24 protein-coding genes and 2 tRNA genes are annotated in these 21,048 nt (G+C 65.8%); 16 read left to right on the plus strand and 10 right to left on the minus strand.

The window, feature by feature from the left end; genetic code table 11:
• Positions 1-103: 103 nt before the first annotated feature.
• The 4 genes from ACSC1S_RS00555 to ACSC1S_RS00570 all read left to right on the plus strand — a co-directional run bounded on the left by ACSC1S_RS00555 (position 104) and on the right by ACSC1S_RS00570 (position 1,583).
• Positions 104-298 carry a cold-shock protein gene (locus tag ACSC1S_RS00555; RefSeq protein ID WP_261649753.1) on the plus strand — a complete coding sequence of 65 codons (195 nt, stop codon included), beginning with the start codon at positions 104-106 and terminating at the stop codon, positions 296-298.
• A 178-nt stretch (positions 299-476) separates the two neighbouring features.
• Positions 477-968: a histidine kinase gene (locus ACSC1S_RS00560; protein ID WP_435362713.1), complete on the plus strand. Its 492-nt coding sequence runs from the start codon at positions 477-479 to the stop codon at positions 966-968.
• Between the two features lie 54 nt (positions 969-1,022).
• Positions 1,023-1,217 (plus strand): cold-shock protein, encoded by a 195-nt coding sequence (locus ACSC1S_RS00565; RefSeq protein ID WP_261649756.1) that lies wholly within the window; start codon positions 1,023-1,025, stop codon positions 1,215-1,217.
• A gap of 171 nt (positions 1,218-1,388) precedes the next feature.
• Positions 1,389-1,583: a cold-shock protein gene (locus tag ACSC1S_RS00570; protein WP_261649757.1), complete on the plus strand. Its 195-nt coding sequence runs from the start codon at positions 1,389-1,391 to the stop codon at positions 1,581-1,583.
• 197 nt (positions 1,584-1,780) lie between these two features.
• Here ACSC1S_RS00570 and ACSC1S_RS00575 read toward each other — a convergent pair whose 3' ends face one another.
• A complete protein-coding gene (locus ACSC1S_RS00575) occupies positions 1,781-2,980 on the minus strand; it encodes a glycosyltransferase family 2 protein (RefSeq protein WP_435362714.1) in 1,200 nt (399 codons plus the stop codon).
• A 218-nt stretch (positions 2,981-3,198) separates the two neighbouring features.
• Positions 3,199-4,200, minus strand: a complete 1,002-nt coding sequence (locus ACSC1S_RS00580) for a mechanosensitive ion channel family protein (RefSeq protein ID WP_435362715.1) — start codon at positions 4,198-4,200, stop codon at positions 3,199-3,201.
• A 253-nt stretch (positions 4,201-4,453) separates the two neighbouring features.
• Here ACSC1S_RS00580 and ACSC1S_RS00585 point away from each other — a divergent pair, with 253 nt between their 5' ends.
• From ACSC1S_RS00585 to ACSC1S_RS00600, 4 genes are all read left to right on the plus strand, one after another.
• Positions 4,454-4,648, plus strand: coding sequence for a cold-shock protein (locus ACSC1S_RS00585; RefSeq protein WP_261649763.1), 195 nt, complete (start codon positions 4,454-4,456; stop codon positions 4,646-4,648).
• A gap of 655 nt (positions 4,649-5,303) precedes the next feature.
• The gene (locus ACSC1S_RS00590; protein WP_435316884.1) at positions 5,304-5,534 is read left to right on the plus strand and encodes a MarR family transcriptional regulator; all 231 of its coding nucleotides are present in this window, start codon (positions 5,304-5,306) and stop codon (positions 5,532-5,534) included.
• Positions 5,535-5,692: 158 nt separating this feature from the next.
• Positions 5,693-6,223: a 50S ribosomal protein L16 gene (locus tag ACSC1S_RS00595; RefSeq protein ID WP_435316885.1), complete on the plus strand. Its 531-nt coding sequence runs from the start codon at positions 5,693-5,695 to the stop codon at positions 6,221-6,223.
• 36 nt (positions 6,224-6,259) lie between these two features.
• A complete protein-coding gene (locus ACSC1S_RS00600) occupies positions 6,260-7,144 on the plus strand; it encodes an ATP-grasp domain-containing protein (RefSeq protein WP_435362716.1) in 885 nt (294 codons plus the stop codon).
• A gap of 6 nt (positions 7,145-7,150) precedes the next feature.
• Here ACSC1S_RS00600 and ACSC1S_RS00605 read toward each other — a convergent pair whose 3' ends face one another.
• Both ACSC1S_RS00605 and ACSC1S_RS00610 read right to left on the minus strand, forming a co-directional pair.
• A complete protein-coding gene (locus tag ACSC1S_RS00605; RefSeq protein WP_435316887.1) occupies positions 7,151-7,540 on the minus strand; it encodes an Hsp20/alpha crystallin family protein in 390 nt (129 codons plus the stop codon).
• Between the two features lie 58 nt (positions 7,541-7,598).
• Positions 7,599-8,612 (minus strand): type II glyceraldehyde-3-phosphate dehydrogenase, encoded by a 1,014-nt coding sequence (locus tag ACSC1S_RS00610; protein ID WP_435362717.1) that lies wholly within the window; start codon positions 8,610-8,612, stop codon positions 7,599-7,601.
• Between the two features lie 238 nt (positions 8,613-8,850).
• On the opposite strand from ACSC1S_RS00610, the gene ACSC1S_RS00615 reads away from it, so the two are divergent.
• The 6 genes from ACSC1S_RS00615 to ACSC1S_RS00640 all read left to right on the plus strand — a co-directional run bounded on the left by ACSC1S_RS00615 (position 8,851) and on the right by ACSC1S_RS00640 (position 13,744).
• The gene (locus tag ACSC1S_RS00615) at positions 8,851-9,063 is read left to right on the plus strand and encodes a hypothetical protein (RefSeq protein WP_435362718.1); all 213 of its coding nucleotides are present in this window, start codon (positions 8,851-8,853) and stop codon (positions 9,061-9,063) included.
• Between the two features lie 109 nt (positions 9,064-9,172).
• Entirely contained in the window at positions 9,173-10,126 is a 954-nt protein-coding gene (locus ACSC1S_RS00620) for an aminopeptidase (RefSeq protein WP_435362719.1), read from the plus strand.
• Positions 10,127-10,618: 492 nt separating this feature from the next.
• The gene (locus ACSC1S_RS00625) at positions 10,619-11,269 is read left to right on the plus strand and encodes an HVO_0476 family zinc finger protein (protein ID WP_435316891.1); all 651 of its coding nucleotides are present in this window, start codon (positions 10,619-10,621) and stop codon (positions 11,267-11,269) included.
• Positions 11,270-11,344: 75 nt separating this feature from the next.
• Complete coding sequence (locus ACSC1S_RS00630) at positions 11,345-11,980, plus strand: protein-L-isoaspartate(D-aspartate) O-methyltransferase (protein WP_435362720.1); 636 nt, start codon at positions 11,345-11,347, stop codon at positions 11,978-11,980.
• A gap of 40 nt (positions 11,981-12,020) precedes the next feature.
• Positions 12,021-12,992, plus strand: coding sequence for a methyltransferase domain-containing protein (locus ACSC1S_RS00635; RefSeq protein ID WP_435362721.1), 972 nt, complete (start codon positions 12,021-12,023; stop codon positions 12,990-12,992).
• A gap of 26 nt (positions 12,993-13,018) precedes the next feature.
• Complete coding sequence (locus ACSC1S_RS00640) at positions 13,019-13,744, plus strand: protein-L-isoaspartate O-methyltransferase family protein (RefSeq protein WP_435316894.1); 726 nt, start codon at positions 13,019-13,021, stop codon at positions 13,742-13,744.
• 18 nt (positions 13,745-13,762) lie between these two features.
• On the opposite strand, the gene ACSC1S_RS00645 is transcribed toward ACSC1S_RS00640, so the two are convergent.
• The gene (locus ACSC1S_RS00645) at positions 13,763-14,224 is read right to left on the minus strand and encodes a DUF7382 domain-containing protein (protein WP_435316895.1); all 462 of its coding nucleotides are present in this window, start codon (positions 14,222-14,224) and stop codon (positions 13,763-13,765) included.
• 95 nt (positions 14,225-14,319) lie between these two features.
• Here ACSC1S_RS00645 and ACSC1S_RS00650 point away from each other — a divergent pair, with 95 nt between their 5' ends.
• A complete protein-coding gene (locus ACSC1S_RS00650; RefSeq protein WP_435362722.1) occupies positions 14,320-15,378 on the plus strand; it encodes an ATP-binding protein in 1,059 nt (352 codons plus the stop codon).
• 332 nt (positions 15,379-15,710) lie between these two features.
• On the plus strand, positions 15,711-16,145 hold the full coding sequence (locus ACSC1S_RS00655) for a hypothetical protein (protein WP_435362723.1): 435 nt from the start codon (positions 15,711-15,713) through the stop codon (positions 16,143-16,145).
• A 217-nt stretch (positions 16,146-16,362) separates the two neighbouring features.
• Here ACSC1S_RS00655 and ACSC1S_RS00660 read toward each other — a convergent pair whose 3' ends face one another.
• The 5 genes from ACSC1S_RS00660 to ACSC1S_RS00680 all read right to left on the minus strand — a co-directional run bounded on the left by ACSC1S_RS00660 (position 16,363) and on the right by ACSC1S_RS00680 (position 20,992).
• On the minus strand, positions 16,363-19,374 hold the full coding sequence (locus tag ACSC1S_RS00660; protein ID WP_435362724.1) for a bacterio-opsin activator domain-containing protein: 3,012 nt from the start codon (positions 19,372-19,374) through the stop codon (positions 16,363-16,365).
• A gap of 379 nt (positions 19,375-19,753) precedes the next feature.
• Positions 19,754-19,826, minus strand: a tRNA-Asp gene (locus tag ACSC1S_RS00665).
• 146 nt (positions 19,827-19,972) lie between these two features.
• Positions 19,973-20,167, minus strand: a complete 195-nt coding sequence (locus ACSC1S_RS00670) for a cold-shock protein (protein ID WP_261649789.1) — start codon at positions 20,165-20,167, stop codon at positions 19,973-19,975.
• Positions 20,168-20,250: 83 nt separating this feature from the next.
• Entirely contained in the window at positions 20,251-20,670 is a 420-nt protein-coding gene (locus ACSC1S_RS00675; protein WP_435362725.1) for a group I intron-associated PD-(D/E)XK endonuclease, read from the minus strand.
• Positions 20,671-20,919: 249 nt separating this feature from the next.
• Positions 20,920-20,992, minus strand: a tRNA-Asp gene (locus ACSC1S_RS00680).
• Between the last annotated feature and the right edge of the window lie 56 nt (positions 20,993-21,048).

Below are 21,048 nucleotides of genomic sequence, written 5' to 3' on the forward strand. Positions count from 1 at the left end.
GGCCCGTATGCGCCGTGGAACGACCGGGAGGCTGGCGATGCCACTGCCAGGGGGTCTCGCCTCCACAAACCTTTTCCGGCGGCAGCGGGACTATTCAAGAGCAATGGCGACAGGCAAGGTTGATTTCTTCAACGACACTGGCGGCTACGGCTTCATCGACACCGAGGATTCTGACGAGGACGTTTTCTTCCACATGGAAGACGTTGGCGGTCCGGATCTCGAGGAAGGACAGGAAGTAGAGTTCGAAATCGAGGACTCCCCCAAGGGTCCCCGCGCGAAGAACCTCACTCGGCTGTAACTATCGGGATTCGGCCGTCGTCCTGACGGCAGACTCCGATTCCACTTTCATTTATCGACGCACTCGAGAGCGACGCGACCGTGCGTGACCGGTCACGTGGCCGAACACACTGGCAATCGTCGCGTTCGCTTTTGCCGCCATAGTGCGAACTACTAGCACACTGGGGTGCCACATAGCTATGGCAATATTTCACAAGGAGAAGCACGTCGGGGAGTCGCCGTTCGAATCACGCTTCAGGTGGCGCAGCGGTGCCGCCTCGGGGTTCCTCGCGTCGGGGGTCACGGGGCTGGCGATCACGCTGCTGGGGATGGAGACGCTCCGGGTCGCCATCGCCGGGTTGTACGGCTTCGAGGGGAACATCGTGGTCGGGTGGGCGGCTCACTTGATCCACGGCGCGCTGTTCGGTGTCGTGTTCGCGGCGGTGCTCGCGGACCCCGGGTTGTACGCGGTGAGCGACTGGCTCTGGAAGACGGTCCTCGCGGGTGCGGTCTACGGGATCGTGCTGGCGGTGTTCGGGGCGGGCATCATCATGCCCATCTGGCTCGGTGCCGTCGGTGCACCGGTCCCGGCGACCATCCCGAACGTGACGGCGGCACTGGTCGGCTGGCACCTGCTCTACGGGCTGGTGCTCGGCGGGGCGTTCTTCTTCCTCGAAGCCTCGCCGTCGTGAGACCTGCTGACACAGGCGTAAACCTCGTATCTCCAGACGTCGTATAGAACCACGATGGCGAAAGGTAAGGTTGATTTCTTCAACGATACGGGCGGCTACGGCTTCATCGAAACCGAGGACGCGGACGACGACGTGTTCTTCCACATGGAGGACGTCGGCGGCCCGGACCTCGAAGAGGGCCAGGAGGTCGAGTTCGACATCGTCGACACCGACAAAGGACCGCGCGCGAAGAACGTGAAACGACTCTGAGACAGGGACGAGTGGGCGGCACACCAACATGCGTGCTGGCTGACTCGTCCAGTGGGTTTTTAGGCAGTAAACCCTCGAATAGGGGTTGCTGTGGGTCTGTAGGCCGAGTTCAGCTGTTCGAGCCCTATCTCGGAAGGCTTAACGGCAAGCCGCTCGTTATAACGAATTGAAATGGCGAAAGGTAAGGTTGATTTCTTCAACGACACCGGCGGCTACGGTTTCATTACGACTGAGGATGCGGACGAGGACGTGTTCTTCCACATGGAAGACGTCGGCGGCCCGGATCTCGAGGAAGGTCAGGAAGTAGAGTTCGACATCGAGGACGCCCCGAAGGGCCCCCGCGCGACCAACGTCACCCGTCTGTAAGCCGCCGCAGTCTTACTGCGAACGCTGACGACGCGACGATACAATTTTTCAGGGACTACACGGAGAAGTGACGACACTGCGTAGACCGCGTCGTGCCGTCGCGCCGGAGTCGCGACTGTCGTGAAGACAGAAGCGATGAGCAGCGACGGAAACGGTGAGCAGCGACAGAAGCGGCAACCGTCGGCTCTGCCGGACCGTCAGCCGTCCGGGCCGACCTTCGTCGTGACGCGGAACCCGTCCGGGGGATGGAGGATGCCGGCGATGGTTCCCATGGAGTGCACCAGCGAGACGAGCGGCACGAGCGGCAGCACGAGGGTCCACTTGAGCGCGCGACCGCCGTAGTAGGCGATGCCGCGGAGGTACCAGAACACGGTGAACGCGGCGAGCGTGAGCGACGCGAGGACGAACAGGCCGCCGTAGACGACCGAGACGCCGAACACGGAGAGGGGGACGGCGACCAGCGTCACGATGGGCGAGAGCGCCCAGGCGTAGTTGCGCACGCGGGTCAGGACCCGGTACCGGGCGGGGAGCATCGACGCGGCCTGGACGTTGCCGGCGGCCCAGCGGCGGCGCTGCTGGAGGATCTCCCCCAGTGACGGCGGGGCCTCGTTCAGGCAGGTCGTCTCCGAGAGGGCGAAGGAGATGTCGTGCTCACGGGCGGCCGCCCAGACGAAGGCGGTGTCCTCGACGATGGTCTCACGGTCCCACGTCACGGCGTCTTCGAGGTCGCTCCGGATCGCGATGCCGCCGCCCCACGCGAACAGGGGGATCTGGAGCCGCGCGAACGCGCGCTGTTCGAGCTGGACGCCCATCCGGTAGACGTCGGCGAGGTAGCTGAGCACGGAGCCGGTCCGGCGGGGCTGTTCGCGGAGCTGGACCACGTCGGCGTCCGGAAGCCCGTTCCAGGACTCGACGACGCTGTCCTCGTCGAGGTAGCAGACGAACTCGCGCTCGCAGGCGAGGGTCCGGCGCGCCCACTCGATGGCGCGGCCCTTGCGGACGGCCGTGCACTCGAAGTCGTCGGGGACGACGTGGACCTCGGCACCGTCGACCGAGATGGGTTCTTCGGCGATGACGCGGACGTCGGCCAGCTCGGCGGGCAGGGAATCGACCGTGGCCTGGACGACCTCGGCCGCGTCGATGGTGAGGATGCGGACCTGGACGTCGTCGCCGTCGTAGGCGGGCGCGGGCGAGTCGTAGCCCTGACCGACGACGTAGGTCAGGACGAACCAGAAGGCGGCGGTCGCCCCGAACAGGAGCGTGGTCGTCCACAGGGTGAGTTCGAGCAGTGTCTCACCGGGGACGGTGGCGGGGACCGCCCCGGGAACGAGGACCGCCGCGGCCGCGAGCAACAGGACGGCGGTAACCGTCGACAGCGCGTAGCGTTCGAGTTTCATCACACCCGGTACGCAGGGCTACTCCCCCTTCAACCGGTGACGCCGTTGGGCTGACTTCACCGCCGTTCAGCCCGTTCAAACGGTTTGAACGGACGGTTTCCGCCGGGACGCTTGAGGCCCCGGCCGAGACAGTTAGGGCCGGTTCGCCCCGGCCGAGATACCCCGGGAACGGTCGGTCGGGACGCGCTGGTGGGGAACGTGCCGACCGACCCGGCCGGTCAGGGTTCGACCAGCCGTGAGTCGTCATCTTCGCCCCGTCGAGACTCGTCGTCCTCATACCACGTGGATTCGTCGTCGCCGCGCCGCCAGAAGCCCTCGTTCTCGCCCCCGTTCGTCCCCTGCTCGGCGGTCGCGGACTCTGCGGTCCGAGCCATCCCAAGTGCCGGTTCGTCGACCGTGAGCGCCCCCGAGAGCGCGTGCTGGCTGGTCGTGCTGAGGTCGATCCCGTGCGCGAGACAGCGTTGGTGGACGGCGGTGAGGTACGCCGACCGAATCTCCGGGAGCCGGCGGCGGTCCTCCTTGTGGAGCCAGACCCGGGCCGTGATGATGACCGAGGTGTCCGCGAGGTCGGTGACGCGGATGGTCGGGGCTGGCGTATCGAGGATGACGTCGTTCTCGGCGGCGATGGCCCGCAGGAGGTCGATGGTCGCCTCGACGTCCTCGTCGTAGTCGATGCCGAACTCGTAGCTGATACTCACCGGGTCGTTGACCGTCTGGTTCCGGATGGTCAGTGTGACGAGTTGCGTGTTCGGGATGAGGACGGTCTCGTTGTCCGGCGTCCTGACGCGGGTGACGCGGAAGCCGATGTCGCGGATGGTCCCGGTCACGCCGTCGACGGTGATGGTGTCGCCGACGTTCAGCTTCGGGTCCTGGATGATGAACACCCCTGCGACGAAGTTCGAGAGGACGTCCCGTGCGGCGAACCCGATCGCGAGTGTGACCCCGGCCGCCACGATGGCCGAGCCGACGAACGCGGTCCGGAAGCCGGCGGCGGCGATGCCGCCGGTGAGAGCGCCGCCGATGACGAGCACGTGGACGACCTTCCCGAGCGCCTGCTCGAACGTCTCGTTGAGGCGGCTTCGCGCCAGTACCCAGCGGATGCCGGGTTCGAGGATGATTCGACCGAACAGGTACAGCCCGAGCGCCGTCACGGTGAACTCGAAGAGCTGGATGCCGAGTCCGCCGTACTGGTCGACGGGTGCGAGCTGCGAGACCGCCATACCGAACTAGTGGCGACCGAGCGACAAAGCGACAGAGGTACTCCCGCCGACTGAGGTCTCAGTCGACGTTCCTGTCGGGCCGCTAGCGCCACGCCGGTTCGTCCGCACAGACTCGTCACAATGGCGAGGTATTCGGAAGGGCTAGACGTACACGCCGGGTCCGTCCAGAAGCAATGACGACAGCACCGTGAGCGCCGGCAGTGGCGAGTATCTCGAAAACGTTATTTCGGACTGCCCACTCCGTCCAGTCGTAATGGCGAAAGGCACTGTGGACTTCTTCAAGGAGTCCGGCGGTTACGGTTTCATCGATACTGAAGACGAAGACGACGACGTGTTCTTCCACATGGCGGACATCGGCGGCGAGGACCTCGAAGAGGGCCAGGAAGTCGAGTTCGACATCGTCGACGGCGACAAGGGCCCGCGCGCGGCCAACCTGACGCGTCTGTAGACACGAACACCGGAGCGGATTTCTTTCGCGTACTGCCTGCCAGTGACGACATCGGCGGTTGTTCCCGGGCACGCGTATGCCGATTTCTCCACCGTCGTGTGGCGACGCGTCGGTGGAGCCGCCCCGTCATCTCACCGTTCGTCCAGCCAGCCTCATCTGACGAACGGGCAGTTCCACGGGGGCGCGAACAAGAAATAGTTGCTTCTGTGTCTGTTTCGCGAATTAATTTGCTGTTTGTATGTTGTATCGGGGAATTGCTGGCTATCTTTGCGCTAATGGGCAAGATTTTAATACATGGGTCCAAAGAAGTAGATGCAGCGGTCACCCGCTGTGCGCTGGAGTCTCACTTGCCCACGTCGGGCACGTGCCTCTATCGAGCGTTCCCTGCCGATACTCATGCTCAGACGGCGGCCGTGAGTGGCTGCATGGCCGTCGTCCCGTGTCCTACCACAGTCGGCGGTTGACGCTCGTCGGTATTCTTCGGACCCTACGCGACAGGAACGCCAGGTATGGGTCGGCCGGATGGCGGTTCCAGGGATATGACAAACAGTCTCAATCGTGTGTCATTGCGTACGTACACATTTAATGCCATTCTAGGAGTTTCTACTCTCCCCTGCATAGATTTATATTGGAGAAATGCGACCTCACAAACACAATGAGCATTCAACAGGCTGTCGTCAAACCGACCTTCGAACCGCTGCCGGAAACCCTCACCTCGCCGCGCGCCAAGCTCGTCTACTTTTTCCTGGAGACGGCCGGCTCGGCGACTGTCGACGAGATTCAGACCACCCTGGGCATGAAGAAGATCGCGCTCCTGAGCGTCCTGAAGTCCCTCTCGAAGGACGGCCACGTCGAGCGCGACGGCGACGAATACGTCTGCGCCTGAGTCAACGTTTATTCTATCTGTCTGTTTTTGCGGTCTTTTTCCACCGGGGCCTGAGCGGTCATGCTCCCGCATGTCGCCCCGGTTCTGCCGGGCGGCGGGAACCGCTCCCGCTTCGAAGGCTTTATTCACGTTCTCAGCCTCAGTTGTCCGTAATAACCATGTCGGACAAACCCGCCTCGATGTACCGGGAGATTTCGAAGCCCGCGTACACGCGACGTGAATACATCACAGGCATCCCCGGTTCGAAGATTGCACAGCACAAGATGGGCGACACGGCGTCCGAGCCCGACGACTGGCCGGTCCAGATCAGCCTCGTCCTCGAGGAGGAGTGCCAGATCCGCCACGGCTCGATGGAGGCATCGCGCCTGTCGGCGAACCGCCACCTCATCAAGGAACTCGGCGAGGGCAACTACTACATGATCCTGCGGAAGTTCCCGCACCACGTCCTGCGCGAGAACAAGCAGGCGACCGGCGCAGGGGCAGACCGTGTTTCCGACGGGATGCGCCAGGCGTTCGGGAAGGTCGTCGGGACTGCCGCCCGCATCCCGCGTGGCGAGCGTCTCTTTACGTGCTGGTGTACGGTCGAGCAGGCACCCGTCGTCAAGGACGCGTTCCGCCGTGCCTACAACAAGATCTCGCCGCCGTGCCGCGTCGTCGTCGAACGCGGTGAAGAGAAGCTCATCGCGTAAGCGAGCGCTTTTCTTTTCGCGCTCGAACGCCCTCGCATGGTCGACCTCGCCGTCGTCACCAATGCGGAGACGTTCGAGCGCATGCGTGCGCCACTCGGAGAGCGTGGCGTCTCGGTCCAGTACGTCCAGGTAGACGAGCGGACGCTCCCGCTCTCGCCCGCCGACGCACCCTTCGCACCCGGTGACTTCGACGTCGGTTTCGTCTACCCCAGCCGGCTCATGGAGGGTGACGTGGCCGACGCGTTGCTGGACGTCCCGTGGATGAACGGCCGGGACGCGATTCTCACGTCCCGGAACAAGGCCGGCGTGCTCGCCCGGCTCGGCCAGGCCGGCATCCCCGTTCCCGAATCGGTGGTGGTGTCGAACCCCGTCGACGAGTCCGAACTGGCCGCCGCGTTCGAGCACTTCGAGCCACCGGTCGTACTCAAGCCGAACTCGACGACGAGAGGCGTGGGCGTCGCGAAGGTCGGCGACCTCGACTCGTTCCTCGGCGTCACCGACTATCTCGACCTCGTCCACGACTATCGTGCGACGGGCGACCGGTCGTTCCTGGTGCAGGAGTACATCCCCGACGCGCGGGACTACCGCGTGATGGTGCTCGACGGCGAGTACGTCGGCGCGGTCGAGCGCCGGCTGCCCGAGCCCGACCGCGAAGCCGGACGCTGGAAGCACAACGTCCACCGGGGGGCGACTGCGACGCCGGTCGACCTCGATGCCGAGTACCGCCGGCTCGCGGAGTCGGTTGCCGACGCGCTCGACATCACGTTCCTCGGTGTGGACCTGCTGGTCGACGAGGAGAACGACCGAGTCCTGGTCAACGAGACGAACGCGCGGCCGACCATCGACGACGCGGACAAGTACGAGCCGGGGTTCTACGACCGGCTCGCGGACGTGATACGAACGACCGCAGAATCGGGGTAGGGGGACCTACTTCAGGTCGATGTCGGCCGAGCTGTCCATCCGGTCGAAGACGACCTCGAGGACCCCGTTGTTGTAGGTCGCGGTCGCGCTGTGTTCGTCCACGCGCGTGGGCAGTTCGACGCGCTCGTGGTACTGTCGGTGCTCGCTCTCGGCGCCGATGGTCAGCGCCTCGCCGTCGCATTCAAGTTTGATGTTGTCTTTCTCGACACCTGGCATGTCCGCAATGACGCGGATCTCGTCGTCTGTTTCGTGGATGTCGACATGCGTGTCGGAACCGAAGCCAGCGTCGCCCTCGAAGTGCATGTCCATCGACCGGTCACCCATCATCTCGTTCATCATCCGTTCGATCTCCTTGAAGAAGTCGTCGAACGGTTCGTCACGGTCGTCACGACGCATGGACGTGGGTAGCGGGCGTCAGGTCAAAAACCTTCTGTCCCCGACACTCACCGTGCGTTCAGAAGCCCATCCCCATCGAGTCGTTCGTCACGTCGACGCTCTCTTCGGCGGATTTCGTGCCGAGAACCGCACGGATTGCGTCGACGTTCTCGGGGACCACGTCGGACTCCTGGTGGATGGCCTGGAACAGGTAGAGGTCGTTGTCCTCCATCGTGATGGACGCGCCCCAGATGCAGTTCTCCCAGATGTCGGCGCGCGGGCGGCCACGGTCCATGGCGTACTCCTTGAGCTTGCCCGCGCCGTCGATGTCCATGTGGTCGGGCACGACGAAGGTGCGGGACTGCGATTCGAGGAGTTCGCGCACCTCGGCGGCGTCGGGGCGTGATTCGAGTTCGACGTTGATGCTGTGGGTGTGCATCAGGGTGGCCGGCACCTTCATCCCGAGCGTGTCGATGTTGAGGTCGGGGAAGATGGTGTTCACGTCGGGGCCGTGGTGGCTCGGCAGCGTGACCGGGTTCGGCAGGATGTCGTTGATGGGGCCGCGGCCGGTCTGGCCGGGGTCGCCGCCGCGGCGGACCAGCGTGGCGCGGACCTTCTCGATACCGTATGCCTCTTCGAGGGGGGCGACCAGCCGGGAGAGGCCGGTCGTGTTGCAGGAGACGACGCGGACGTAGTCGGCGTCGCCCGCCTCGTCGTAGTTCGCGCGGGCGTTGAAGCTCGCCTCGCCCACGTCGGCGTCCTCGCCGCCCTGGAACAGCGCCGGGGTGTCGTACTCCTCGTACATCGCCTTGTTGTCGGCACCGATGCCGGAGGGACAGGCGTCGACGACGATGTCGGCCGCCTCGACCAGCTCGTCGACGGTCCCGGCGACCTCGATGCCGGCCTCGTCGAACTGGTCGAGCCGGTCCTCGATGGCGGCGTACAGCGGGTATCCCTTCTCGACGGCGGTCTCGGCTTCGAAGTTGGGGCGCGTCTTCGCGACGCCGAGGACCTCCATGTCGGGCTGGGCTGTGACGGCGTCAGCCACGCGTTTGCCGATGGTACCGTAGCCGTTGATGGCCACCTGGATCATACGCGAAGGTGCACAGACACCGTGCATAACGGTTTCGAGGTCCGTACCTACTTCGGAGTCGAGTAAGTTCTTCGAATCGACGCGACGTCTGGCGGTTCGGTCGTACCGGTGGGCTGTGATGTGTGAACAGCTGTGGGGTGTAACGCGTGATTACCTCCGTTCTCAGCCACCGCCAATAGTTCCATGATGGATAATGTGCAAATATTAAATATCAGTCCGGAAATCTGTACGATGGAGTATGTTCACAGTTGGGGTGTTCGTCGCGGGGCTGGTGCTGTTCGTCGGGGGAATCCGGTCGATCCGGACGACGACAGACCGGAACAGCCCGGCGAAGCAGCTGTTCGTTCGGGACACCGCCCACCGCGACAGTGCCATGCGTCACGTCGAGTGCGACGGCTCGGTCCTCGGTATCCTGGGACTGCTGTTGATGCTCGCGACCACGCTCATCTGAGCGGTGGTTCTCGGGACCGACGCGGCAGGTGTCCGCGGGCGAGGAGCGTCCGCCACGCGGCGGCACCGAGACGATAAGCTCTTTCAGCCGTCCCCGAGTTCGAGTTCGTATGTCAGACCTCCAGGAGCCGGCCGAGACGGCCATCCGGCAGTGTCTCGCGGTGCAGCCAGACGAGTCCTGCGTCATCGTCACCGACGACAAGCGCCAGCCCATCGGCGAGGCGCTGTACGAGGCGGCCGCCGCCGTGACCGAGGACGTCACCATCGCGCGCTACCCGCCGGGCGACCAGCACGGCGAGGAGCCGCCCGCCCCCGTCGCGGCCGCGATGGAAGCCAGCGACGTGTTCCTCGCGCCGACGACCAAGAGCATCAGCCACACCCGCGCCCGGGGCAACGCCTGCGAGGCGGGCGCTCGCGGGTCGACCCTTCCCGGCATCACCGAGGAGGTGTTCACGACCGGGCTCGACGCCGATTACGAGAACATCGCGGCCGAGTGCGAGGCGATGCTGGAACAGGTCGCCGACGCCGACGAGGTTCGCGTGACCACCGACCTGGGCACCGACATCACCTTCGAGATCGGCGACCGCGACTGGCGTTCCGACACCGGAATGGTCCACGAGCCGGGCGACTTCTCGAACCTCCCCGCCGGTGAGGTGTTCGTCTCACCTGAAACCGCGAACGGGACCTACGTCGTCGACGGCACCATCGACCCCCACGGGCTGCTCGCGGCGGGCGAGACGGTGACTATCGAGGTCGAGGACGGCTACGTCACGTCGACGGACTCCGAGGAGATCGACGCGATGCTGGAGACCGCGGCCGAGGAGGTCGGGCAGGACGCCTACAACCTCGCCGAACTCGGCATCGGGACGAACGTCGCCGTGACCGAGTTGGTGGGGTCCGTGCTTCTGGACGAGAAGGCCGGTGGGACCGTCCACATCGCCTTCGGGGACGACGCCGGTATCGGCGGCGACGTGAGCGCGCCTATCCACCAGGACGGCATCATCCGCGACCCGACGGTGTATGCGGACGGGGAGGTCGTAGAGCTCCCGACGGTCGACCGGTGAAGCCGCGAGACGGGGAGGCGGTCGAGCTGCCTGTCGATATCGGGTAACGACGTTTTCTGCATTCGGATTTCGTCGGGTGCTGTTTCTGGTCGAATCGAGGTGAGGAGTCGGACGGTTGGCGGTGCAAGGAGTGCTGGTGGCGACGAGTCGAGGACTCGTGCCGATGGTAGTGGAAACCGCCACCGCACCGCCACCGCCACCGCCACCGCCACCGCCACCGCCACCGCACAGCCCCGCAACCACACCCTCCCCAGCCGACTCCCTCCGTTCCGCGTTGCTCCACTTCGGTCGCCCCTCGCGCGTCGCCTTCGACACACCTCGCTATCGCTCGCCCGTCTCGGCCGCGCGCGCCACGATTATGGTGCAGGACTCGGACGACGAACTGCCCGAGAAACCACCAGCAGACGACCGCCCACGACCGGCCGAGTGGCACACGCAACCACACGAGACGGACTCCGACGGCTTTTACCGCGCTCCCTGCTAGAACCGACTATGACCGAGGTCGCAGAACGCGTCGCCGTTCCCTGCCCCTCCTGTGCGTCGGGTGAGACCGTCCACGAGGTGCTGAAGGAGCGCGGCGACATGTACACGGTACGCTGTACGGAGTGCAGTCACGTCCACAAGGAGCGAATCGAGGAGGACGAGACGGTGAACGTCAAGGTCGTCGTCAGCCAGGACGGCGACTCCTTCACGGCGCGGGTCGACGCCCCCGCCGAGGAGACCGTCGCGGTGGGCGAGGAGTTCATCCTCGACACCGAGGAGGCCATCATGACGGTGCGTATCACCGACCTGGAGGTCGGCAAGGAGCAGCGGACCGACGAGGCGCTCGCGAAGGACGTCGACGTGTTCTGGACCCGGGCGGTCGGGAACGTCGGCGTGAACGTGACCATCCACCCGCGCGACGGCCGGAACAACGAGACCCGTGCGGAGAAGGTCCACGTGCCCGGTGACTACGAGTTCACCGTCGGCGAGAAGGAGGTGTTCGGCGAGGCTGAGTTCACCGTGAAGGGCATCGCGGTCCGCCAGGACGCCGAGGGCTACCACCAGGACCACCTCAGCCACGCCGGTGACACCGTCATCGCGAAGGACGCAAAGCGCGTCTACGCCTGGGACGAGGAGACGACGGCCTGGTCCGCCTGGTAACCGGCGAGACCTCACTTTTCCAACGCGAACCGCTTTCAGGCTCGCGGTCCAATCTCCGGACGACCAGAGACGACCATGGCCACCGACTTCGAGACCGCTCGGAACTCGCTCGTCGACGGACTCGCTCGCCGCGAGAACATCGAGCGCGAGTCCACACTCGACGCGATGCGGGCGGTCCCGCGACACGAGTTCGTCCCCAGCGGCCACCAGAGCGAGGCGTACGCCGACCGGCCGCTCCCCATCGGCGACGGGGCGACCATCAGCGCGCCGCACATGGTGGCCATCATGGTCGACGAGCTGGCCCTGGAGCCCGGGGACAGGGTCCTGGAGATCGGTACGGGGTGTGGCTACCACGCCGCGGTCACCGCCGAGGTGGTCGGTCCGGGGAACGTCTTCTCGGTGGAGTACAACGACGACCTGGCACAGCGGGCCCGCACGCGGCTGGCCCGGCTGGGCTACGACGACATCTCGATTCGGGTCGGCGACGGGCGCGCGGGCTGGCCCGAGCACGCGCCCTACGACGCGGCGTACCTGACCTGTGCAGCGCCCGAGTTCCCCCCGGCGGTGGTCGAGCAGGTCCGGCCTGGTGGGCGGCTGCTCGCGCCCATCGGGACGGCCAGCCAGCGCCTCATCGCCGCGACCCGCCGGGCCGACGGGTCGCTGGAGACCGAAGACCGCGGCGGCGTTCGCTTCGTCAGGATGCAGGGGTGAGGCTGCAAGGTTGACGTAGCCCGCACCCCATGACTCGGGCATGAGCGAGCAGACGGAGACGAGGACGGAGACGCTGTTTCTGCTGTGGGCCGCCCGCGAGACGGGCGTACTCGACGCGCTCGTCGCCGACGCCGACACACCGGCCGAGGTCGCCGCGAAGACGGGCATCACCGAGCGAGCCGCCCGGTTGACGGTCGAGGCACTGGCAGACGAGGGATTCTTCGCGCAGGTTGACGGGGCCTACGAGCCGACGAACCGGGCACTGGGCTTCCTCGCGGCGAGTGACCTTCGCTCCGTGAGCCGACTCCCGCACGAACTCGACGTGCTCGACGCGCTCCGGGCGCTTCCGGAGACGATGCGGCGAGGGGAGCCGCCTGCATCGGGACCCGACGCCGCAGACGCGACCTGGAACGAGCTCGGCCACGTGCAGGCGACCGACGCGGCGACGGTCCGGGCCTGCGTGACGGCGGCACAGCACGCGATTTCGGGGACGGACGCGACCGGACGGGTACTGGACCTGGGTGGCGCGCCGGGAACCTACGCCGTCGAGTTCGCCACCCGGGGGTACGACGTGACGCTGCTGGATACTCGTGAACGACTTGCCGAGAGCGAGTCGTTGCTCGCACACGAACCGGTCGAGACGATTGCGGGGGAGCCAGCGGCACTGGACAGCGAGGACGCCGGGGCGACCCTCCCCGCGGTCGACTGCGTCTTCGTCCCGATGCGGACCCACGAGTTCGACACGGAGACGAACCGCGACCTGGTCCAGCGGGCCCACGACGTGCTCACCGAGAACGACAGTGGCGGCTGGCTCGTCGTCGTGGACCACCTCCGGGACCGCTCGCAACGGGCCACTGCCACGACGGTCACCGAGCTGGCGACCGGCGAGGGGGTGTGCTACACGAGCGACCAGTACCGGGCGTGGTTCGACGGGGCTGGATTCCGGGCGGTACAGGTCCGAGATGTGCCTGGAACCGCCAGACAGGTCGTCTTCGGACAGGCGCGAGTTTGATATACGTGCATCACCGAGGCCGACGTATGGAGCCAGCGGTGCTACGCGACGACATGGTCGACAGCCTCGAACACGACGCGAAGGGCGTCGTGTCCACAGAGGCCGTCGGCCTCGCCCTGCGGGAGGTCCCCCGCCACGAGTTCGTCGCGGACGACCGCACCGCCTACGCGGACCAGGCCCACGACCACGGCGGCACGACCGTCCTCTCGCCGAGCCTGGTCGCCAGGCTGTTCGAGGCGCTCGACGTCCGCGAGGGCGACTCGGTCCTCATCGTCGGCGCGGGCGTGGGGTACACGGCCGCCGTCGCCGCCGAGATCGCCGGGTCGCGACACGTCCACGCCATCGACATCACCCGGCACGTCGTCTACGACGCTCGGACGAACCTCGCGTCGGCGGGCTACGAGGACGTGTTCGTCGACTGCCGCGACGGGGCCCGCGGGCTACCCGAGTACGCCCCCTTCGACAAGATTCTGGTCGAGGCGGCCGCTGTCGACCCGCCGCGCAAGCTCGTCGACCAGCTGGCAGCCGACGGCCGACTCGTGATGCCCCAGGGCGTCGGCGAGCAGCACATCGTCGCGGTCGAGGACGGCGAGCAGGTCGACAGCTACGGCCCGGTCGCGTTCGCCCCCTTGCTCGTCGAGGGCGAGCAGGCCGGTGCTATCGAGCGCAACCGGACCGCCCGCGAGGACCGCGAGCGCGCGGCCCAGGCGGTCCAGCGCGGCTGGGAGTACGACTGGATCGAGTGGGAGTAGTCCCCGGTCCTTCCGCCGCTACTCCTCGATGACGAGGATGACCGTGTTCGCGCGCTGGTCGGCGTACTCGCTGCCGGCGGGTGGTTTGATGTCGATTTCGAGCGTGCCTTCCTCCTGATTCGGGCCGAGTGTGGGTGCGATGTCGAGGGTGGCCTGCCCTTCGGCCCCCGTCTTCGCGGTCCTGATTCCGTCCAGCTTGGCGGTCTCGCCTTTCACGACCACGGTCGCGCCGGCGACGGGGTCGCCGTTGGTGTCGACGACGGTGATCGTCACGGCTTGCTCGCCGGGCGTGACCACGTCCGGACTCGGCTGGGCGTCGACCTCGGTGACGGTGAGGGCACCGATGCCGGAGATCATGTTCATCATCACGGAGAGGCTGGCGACGCCGACGACGAGGGCGATGACGAGTCGGATGGGGAGCCCTTCGATGGCGCGGGTGTCGTCCCGGAGGCGGTCGAGTCGGAAGTGGTCGCGAGTCATGCCGGGGGTTGGTCCCGTTTTCGTACTTGAATGGTTGGGATGGGTGGCGGTCGATTCCCCAAGCATTCAAACCCGAAGCCGGGGCCAGAAGTCCCATGGTCGTCATCGGGCGGGACGCGGACGAGACGGGTGAGACGGTCGAGTTCGGGCATTTCAGGGCCCCGGACGGGAGCCACGGCGCAGGGGTCGACCTCGACTGCGAGTTCCCCCATGCAGGAATCGTCGTGGGGAAGCGCGGCTACGGGAAGTCCTACACCCTCGGGGTTATCGCGGAGGGGCTGGCCGAGGCGCAGGGCGTCGCACCCGTGGTCGTGGACCCCCTCGGGGTGTTCACGACGCTCGATTCGGGGGCAGTGCCGGCCTCGGTCGTCGCGGAGCCGCGGGTCGCCGCGTCGACCCTGCCGCCCCGGGCGTGGTGTGACCTGGTCGGACTCGCACCCGACTCGGCCGCGGGGGCGGTGGTCTGGCAGGCGGCAGCGGGTGCCGAGACGCTGGCGGGGATGCGCCGGCGAGTCGAGGACCTGGAGTGCGGTCCCGTCGCGCGCCGAACCGCCCGGAACCACCTTGCACTCGCCGACTCCTGGGCGGTGTTCGCGCCGGCGGGACTCGACGCGAGCGACCTCGCGACGGGTGAGGCCACCGTCCTCGACCTCGCGGGCAAGCCTGCCACCGCGATGAACGCGGTCGTTCGGGCGGTCGCCACGGGGCTGTACGAGGCCCGCGTCGCGGGGGATATCGCCCGACTCCCGTGGCTGCTTTGCGACGAGGCACACGTGTTCTTCGACGGGGTCGCCGCGCCGGCGCTCCAGACGCTGCTGACCAGGGGTCGCCAGCCCGGCGTGAGCCTGCTGGTCGCCACGCAGCGCCCCGACGCGGTGCCCACCGTCGCCATCTCGCAGTCGGACCTGGTCATCGCGCACCGGCTGACCGACCGGGCCGACCGCGACGCGCTCGACCGTGCTCGCCCGGCGTACGCCGCGGATGCACTCACCGCCGGGATGCCGACCCGTCCGGGCGACGTGACGGTGGTCGACGACACGGGAGAGGCCATCCACGCGGTTCGCGTGCGAGAACGAACGACTCCCCACGGTGGGTCGAGTCCGCGTGCAAGCACAGTGAATCCTGCAGGAGAGACCCCCCAGAGCCTCAAATGAGCGTTTGAGTCTTCATCGGGGTTAAGCCCGCGACGGTGCTACAGTAGACTGTCGACAGGACACGCCGCCCACTGTCATCCCCCTGCCCTTCCACCGCCCTCCTGTCGGCACGGCAACCCCTCGATATCGGTGTCGCCGCCCTCTCGCCGGTGTCCTCCGGTCACTGGTCCCTGCCCACGCCGGTGACTGTCACCCGTTTCTCGCGGCGCGACGCCCCCCGGACATGCACCGACGAATACGTGACTGTAAATTAGGTAAAAATCGCATTTTGGACAAACGGCTCTTTTCCTTCACTTGTCTGTTAATAGAACGTTCTTGGAACGTTCGGTCGTATGCCAGATGAAAAGTCCCTCCAGCGCCGGACGTTCCTGAAAGCGACCGGCGGCGCGGCGACGGCCCTGGCCCTCGCCGGGTGTTCGACCACTGACGACCCCGGCACGACCGACGGCGGGACCGACGACACGAACGGCACCGACGATACGAAGAACACCGACGACGGCGACGCCTCCGGGTCCGCCTCACAGCGAGCTGCCGACGCCTGGGTGACGATTTCGAACAACCAGGCATCGACCGAGGCGGCCCAGCAGAAACGGAACGACGGCTACGTCACCCTCGAGGAGGCCAACTGGGAGGACATGGTCCTCCTGCCGGCCTACCACGCGGTCGACGAGCGCTTCGCGTACGATTGGGTCGACATCCCCAAGTTCGGTGGAGGTGGTGACTCGCGCCAGAAATACAACGCGGTCAGTATCGGATCGCGTCGCTGAACGACACAGGGTCATCCCACTCAGCGGTCCTGTTCTTTGTCGAGCGCATCGACACACAGCCACGCCTCTCGGGAGTTTGGTTCGTCAGGAAGGGGGGTTGGGGGGAGTATGGGGGTGGCGACAGCGGTTAGCTGCTCATTCGCCATCTCATGGTATGGGGGGAACGGGATTAACCGTTTACTCTAACCAGTTCGTGTCTGGAAACCCGGCACTCTAATCAGTTAGAGTCCGATTCGAACACTGACTCGACGAGCTTCCGTTCGGCCGCTCGCAGGTGATAGTGGTACGTCGGGGGCGTCACGTCGAGGGCGTCGGCGAGTTTCTCGCCGGTGACGCCACGCGGCCACGCGTAGAACCCCGCGTAGAACGCGGCCTGGAGCGCCTCGAACTGGCGTTCGGTCAACTCGTTCTCGACCCAGGTTCGCAGGTCGCGCGTCTTCCGTGCGCCACTGGTCGTCTCTCGGCGAGCCCCCAGTTCGGTCCCCGGGTAGGTCTCCTGGATGTCGTTCCAGAGGCCACGGGTGTCACCGCCCTGTGGCAGGTCGACGAGCAGCTCGGTGACGCCCTCGGTCGCCTCCAGTTCACGGAGCGACCCGTCGTACTCACGCAGCAACTCGAACAGCCGTGGCTCGACCAGACGAAGCTCGAACAGCGTCCGCTGTTCGTCCTCGTCTTCGGTGATGCGCGTGATCGAGGTGACCGCCGACCAGTCCGCGACCGTCTCCTCGACCGTCTCGGGGGCGACCCCGGTCACGGTGATGAAACAGAGATGGGTCCCGTCCGGGCGGGCGATCGCGCCGTCGAGCGCGAGGGTCCCCCCGACCTCCTTCGAGAGCCGGCTGAACGAGAGGCGCTCGTCCTCGACGAGGAACTCGAGTTCGATTCGGCTGTCGGTCACGAGGGCCCGGGTTCGCTCGACAGCGTGGATGGCGTAGCCGATAGTCTGGCCGAGTTCGGCCAGCACCTCGACCTCTCGGTCGGTGACGGTCTCCGGCGTCGAGACGTGTAACACCAGCACGCTGTAGACGCGCTCGTTGTCGACCAGCGGGACCGCGACGACCGTCTGGAAGCCGTACGTCAGCGACTCGGTCCGGCGTTCCTCCCAGTTGGGCGTGTTCAGGACGTTCTCGACCACCTGCACCGACTGTTCCTCGCTCGCCCGCCGACAGAGTTCACCTTCCGGCGTCGCGGCCTCGGGCGTGTCACCCACACGGTCCATGTAGTTCGCGTCGGCGTCCGCCCAGACCAGCGGCGACACCGACTCGGTCGTGGCGTCGACCTCCCCAACCCAGGTGCAGACGTACGGGTCCGCGTCGGCCAACCGGTCACACACCGCCTGCTCTATCTCGCGCCGCGTCGACGCCTGCGCGACCGCCCGGTTCACGTCCCGGACGATCTTGTTCGTGTGATTCAACTTCCGGAGCTCCTCGTTCTGCTGACTCAGCGTCTGGTCGTGGTCCCGGAGCAACTGCTCGCGTTCGGCCCGGTCGAGTGCCGCCTCGGTGTTCGCCGCCAGGATGTGCAGCATCTCGATGGTCGACTCGTCGAACCCATCGACGACCCCGCTGGCGGCGACGATCGCCCCGTGCGTGCCGAGCGGGATGACGAGTTCGCTCTCGACGCCCGCGCAGAGCCCACCATCGCCGTCGGTCACGTCGCTGAAGTACTGCGACTCGCCCGCACTGAACGCCGACCAGACGTTGCTGTCCCCGCGCTCGATCGCCGGCGGGGACTCCAGTAAGTCGGCCGTGCTCGGCGTCGTCGCCACCGGTTCCAGTCGACCGACCTCGCTGTCGAACCGGTAGACGACCATCGCGCTCAGGCCGAGCAGGTCCGCGGCCGTCCCGGCCGTCGTCTCGCAGATATCCTCGTACGTCTCCGCCCGCATCAGCACGCGCGTAGTCTCGTGGAGCGTGTTCAGGGTCTGCTCGTACTGCTTGCGCTCGGTGATGTCCGTCGCGATGGTCAACACCGCCTGCTCCCCCTCGTACTCGATAGCCCGCGAGGTCGTCTCGACGTGTTTGACGGTCCCATCCTCCGTGACGATGCGCCGCTCACGCCGCGTCGGTTCGATGGTTCCTCGCTCGACCTCACTGATGATCGACTCGACCTCCTCGAGTTCGTTCGCGTGGATGATGTCCGAGACGGATTTCTCCAGGACGGCCTCTGCGCTTTCCGCCCCGAGCAACGACACGACCGCCGGGTTCGCGTACACCACGTCGAGGTTCCGGTGGACCAGAATCGGGTTCGGCGACACCTCGACCAGCGTCCGGTAGCGCTCGCTGCTCTCGCGGCGCTCGTCCTCGATGACGGTCCGCTCGACCGCGCTCGCCAGCACGGTCGCGACGTTCTGCAGGAACGTCACGTCGTCCTGGGTGAACTTCCGATGACTGGTCGCGTGCGCCTCCAGCACGCCCCACGTCTCACCGCGCAACCCGATAGCCACGCACGCGCCGCTTCTGACCGCCGCATCCACCATCACCTCGTTCGGCTCGAAGCGACTCTCCTCATCCACGTCGTCGACGACGACGACCGGTGTGTCGGTGTTATCCACCACGTAGCGGGCCTGTGCCGAAGGGTCTGCCTCGGCTGTCCAGCCGACCTCCGCCTCCGGAAGGAGTTCTCCCGTCGACTCGTGGCGACGCAACACCCGGACGTGACTCACGTCGAGCGCCCGCGAGACCCGTCGAACCGTCGTCTCGAACAGCACGTCGAGCTGTGGCTCGTTCAACGCCTGTTGCCCGATGGCTGCCACCGCCTCCTGCTGTCTGACCCGGTCACGCAGTGCACTCTCGGTCCGGTACTGTGACACCGCGTTCCCGATCTGGTTCGCCAGCAGCGTGAATCGGTCCCGCCCCGGTTTCTTCTGGAGATACTGCGTGACACCCGCCGCGATCGCCTCGCTTGCGATCTCCTCTGAGCCTTTCCCGGTGAACAGGATGAACGGGAGCCGGTCGTCCCGCTCCCTCACCGACTCGAGTAACTCCAGCCCGTTCATCTGGGGCATATCGTAGTCACTCACGATACAGTCGACCGGCTGGCCGTCGTCGATCGCTGCCAACGCGGCCGTCCCGTTGGGGACCGGAACCACGTCCAGCCCCGGTTGTTCTCGCTCCAGCATCGCCTTCGATACGTCCGCGAAATCGGGGTCGTTGTCGACGAACAGCACGGTCACCTCGTCTATCGGTGCCTCCCGTCGTTCGAACCGACCGATCCCGTCCTGCGACATACACCCGTCTACGACCGGAGGGTACTAAACAATTAGAGTAGCGTGTATGCCAGCGGACAGGTTTGCCGATGGAATCGCTTGCCTGCTCGGTGGTGGCCGCATTCCGCCCCTCCTGTCGGTCGCACAACAGCACTCGATGCTTCTGGTGAGCCCGTTCGGAGTACTGTGGGAGGGGTCTTCTCGCTCACGGGGACGAGCACACGCTCCGCGGTGCTCATCGGAATAGTTCACTCGAAAAGCGCCCGAGGCGGGATTTGAACCTCACTCGTTCCGCTTCGCTTCACTCGCTGGTTCAACTCCCTTGTCAGCGTGTTCGACGAACTCGTTGTGCTCGCACCACAGCAAAGCTGGTTGCTCGTGGGTTGAGTTCGTCAGAAAGCGCCCGAGGCGGGATTTGAACCCGCGTCACGACCGTGACAGGGTCGTATGATGGGCCACTACACCACCCGGGCTCCCTGCACTCATTGCTAACTGCCGGGTACTTTTATGCCTTTTCAATCGTCGGCCCTGTGCCCCGCGTTCTCACTGCGCTCGAAATCGCGAGCAGGCGGCTATGTGGTCGGGTCTGAAAGAATGAATCTACGAAGGTCGCCGAGTCTTAGAGACGGACGACGTTCGCGGCGCGCGGACCCTTGGGGGAGTCCTCGATTTCGAATTCGATCTCTTCGCCCTCTTCGAGGTCCGGTCCGCCAACGTCCTCCATGTGGAAGAAAACGTCCTCGTCCGCGTCCTCGGTGTCGATAAAGCCGTAACCGCCAGTGTCGTTGAAGAAGTCAACCTTGCCTGTCGCCATTGCCTCTGATGAGACCGGCCCCGGACGGATAAGGGTTCCGAGAGGGGAAGTACCACGATTCGCCCTTGGCAGGTCGACAGCGGTCACCTGAACTGATGAGAGACCTCGTACTCGGCTGCCCAGTTGATTCGAGAACGTGGTGCCTTCGGGTGCGGGTCATTGACGCGGAGCCGCATCTCTCCGGACCCGGTGTCTGCAATCGGAACCCAGTAGACCTGCTCCATCTCTCGCGAGTGGACAGCGTACGCGTCGATTTCGTCTGCGGTGTAGTCCGTGTCCACCCGTCCGTCGGTGCCGACGGTCGAACTGTAGAGCTTGAACCGAACCGCGCCGTTCACCCAGCTTCCGGTCTTGCACTGCACGCGGTAGCAGTCGTCACCGTCGTCGACGACCATATCGTACCGGTCGCTGTCGCCGAACGGGACCGAGACGGAGAGACCCAGGCGCATCAGCGCGCCGAGAATGACCGCCTCGGTCTCGTCCCCTTTTCGAGATGGGTTCATGCCGATGCTGAGTCGATATCGTTGATAATCTCTCGGTCGGAGGCGCTGCTGGTCGACACTGGAGACAGACGATGCGGGAGAGACCGCTCGTGGAGTTGAAATCAAAGAAGCGCCCGAGGCGGGATGTGAACCTCACTCGTTCCGCTTCGCTCCACTCGCTGGTTCAACTCCCTTGTCAGCGTGTTCGACGAACTCGTTGTGCTCGCACCACAGCGAAGCTGGGTGCTCGTGGAGTTGGAATCGAAGAAGCGCCCGAGGCGGGATTTGAACCCGCGTCACGACCGTGACAGGGTCGTATGATGGGCCACTACACCACCCGGGCTCCCTGCAACCATTCGTTTCGCAGTCGCAGTATTAAGGCTTTCCAATCGATGGACG

The sequence above is a fragment of the Haloarchaeobius pelagicus genome (genome assembly GCF_051207375.1).
Lineage (GTDB): Archaea > Halobacteriota > Halobacteria > Halobacteriales > Natrialbaceae > Haloarchaeobius.

What these genes read in the sequence shown, in the direction of transcription:
- ACSC1S_RS00555 (WP_261649753.1), top strand. Translation starts at nt 104, where the DNA reads ATGGCGACAGGCAAGGTTGATTTCTTCAACGACACTGGCGGCTACGGC.
- ACSC1S_RS00560 (WP_435362713.1), top strand. Translation starts at nt 477, where the DNA reads ATGGCAATATTTCACAAGGAGAAGCACGTCGGGGAGTCGCCGTTCGAA.
- ACSC1S_RS00565 (WP_261649756.1), top strand. Translation starts at nt 1,023, where the DNA reads ATGGCGAAAGGTAAGGTTGATTTCTTCAACGATACGGGCGGCTACGGC.
- ACSC1S_RS00570 (WP_261649757.1), top strand. Translation starts at nt 1,389, where the DNA reads ATGGCGAAAGGTAAGGTTGATTTCTTCAACGACACCGGCGGCTACGGT.
- ACSC1S_RS00575 (WP_435362714.1), bottom strand. Translation starts at nt 2,980, where the DNA reads ATGAAACTCGAACGCTACGCGCTGTCGACGGTTACCGCCGTCCTGTTG.
- ACSC1S_RS00580 (WP_435362715.1), bottom strand. Translation starts at nt 4,200, where the DNA reads ATGGCGGTCTCGCAGCTCGCACCCGTCGACCAGTACGGCGGACTCGGC.
- ACSC1S_RS00585 (WP_261649763.1), top strand. Translation starts at nt 4,454, where the DNA reads ATGGCGAAAGGCACTGTGGACTTCTTCAAGGAGTCCGGCGGTTACGGT.
- ACSC1S_RS00590 (WP_435316884.1), top strand. Translation starts at nt 5,304, where the DNA reads ATGAGCATTCAACAGGCTGTCGTCAAACCGACCTTCGAACCGCTGCCG.
- ACSC1S_RS00595 (WP_435316885.1), top strand. Translation starts at nt 5,693, where the DNA reads ATGTCGGACAAACCCGCCTCGATGTACCGGGAGATTTCGAAGCCCGCG.
- ACSC1S_RS00600 (WP_435362716.1), top strand. Translation starts at nt 6,260, where the DNA reads ATGGTCGACCTCGCCGTCGTCACCAATGCGGAGACGTTCGAGCGCATG.
- ACSC1S_RS00605 (WP_435316887.1), bottom strand. Translation starts at nt 7,540, where the DNA reads ATGCGTCGTGACGACCGTGACGAACCGTTCGACGACTTCTTCAAGGAG.
- ACSC1S_RS00610 (WP_435362717.1), bottom strand. Translation starts at nt 8,612, where the DNA reads ATGATCCAGGTGGCCATCAACGGCTACGGTACCATCGGCAAACGCGTG.
- ACSC1S_RS00615 (WP_435362718.1), top strand. Translation starts at nt 8,851, where the DNA reads ATGTTCACAGTTGGGGTGTTCGTCGCGGGGCTGGTGCTGTTCGTCGGG.
- ACSC1S_RS00620 (WP_435362719.1), top strand. Translation starts at nt 9,173, where the DNA reads ATGTCAGACCTCCAGGAGCCGGCCGAGACGGCCATCCGGCAGTGTCTC.
- ACSC1S_RS00625 (WP_435316891.1), top strand. Translation starts at nt 10,619, where the DNA reads ATGACCGAGGTCGCAGAACGCGTCGCCGTTCCCTGCCCCTCCTGTGCG.
- ACSC1S_RS00630 (WP_435362720.1), top strand. Translation starts at nt 11,345, where the DNA reads ATGGCCACCGACTTCGAGACCGCTCGGAACTCGCTCGTCGACGGACTC.
- ACSC1S_RS00635 (WP_435362721.1), top strand. Translation starts at nt 12,021, where the DNA reads ATGAGCGAGCAGACGGAGACGAGGACGGAGACGCTGTTTCTGCTGTGG.
- ACSC1S_RS00640 (WP_435316894.1), top strand. Translation starts at nt 13,019, where the DNA reads ATGGAGCCAGCGGTGCTACGCGACGACATGGTCGACAGCCTCGAACAC.
- ACSC1S_RS00645 (WP_435316895.1), bottom strand. Translation starts at nt 14,224, where the DNA reads ATGACTCGCGACCACTTCCGACTCGACCGCCTCCGGGACGACACCCGC.
- ACSC1S_RS00650 (WP_435362722.1), top strand. Translation starts at nt 14,320, where the DNA reads ATGGTCGTCATCGGGCGGGACGCGGACGAGACGGGTGAGACGGTCGAG.
- ACSC1S_RS00655 (WP_435362723.1), top strand. Translation starts at nt 15,711, where the DNA reads ATGCCAGATGAAAAGTCCCTCCAGCGCCGGACGTTCCTGAAAGCGACC.
- ACSC1S_RS00660 (WP_435362724.1), bottom strand. Translation starts at nt 19,374, where the DNA reads ATGTCGCAGGACGGGATCGGTCGGTTCGAACGACGGGAGGCACCGATA.
- ACSC1S_RS00670 (WP_261649789.1), bottom strand. Translation starts at nt 20,167, where the DNA reads ATGGCGACAGGCAAGGTTGACTTCTTCAACGACACTGGCGGTTACGGC.
- ACSC1S_RS00675 (WP_435362725.1), bottom strand. Translation starts at nt 20,670, where the DNA reads ATGAACCCATCTCGAAAAGGGGACGAGACCGAGGCGGTCATTCTCGGC.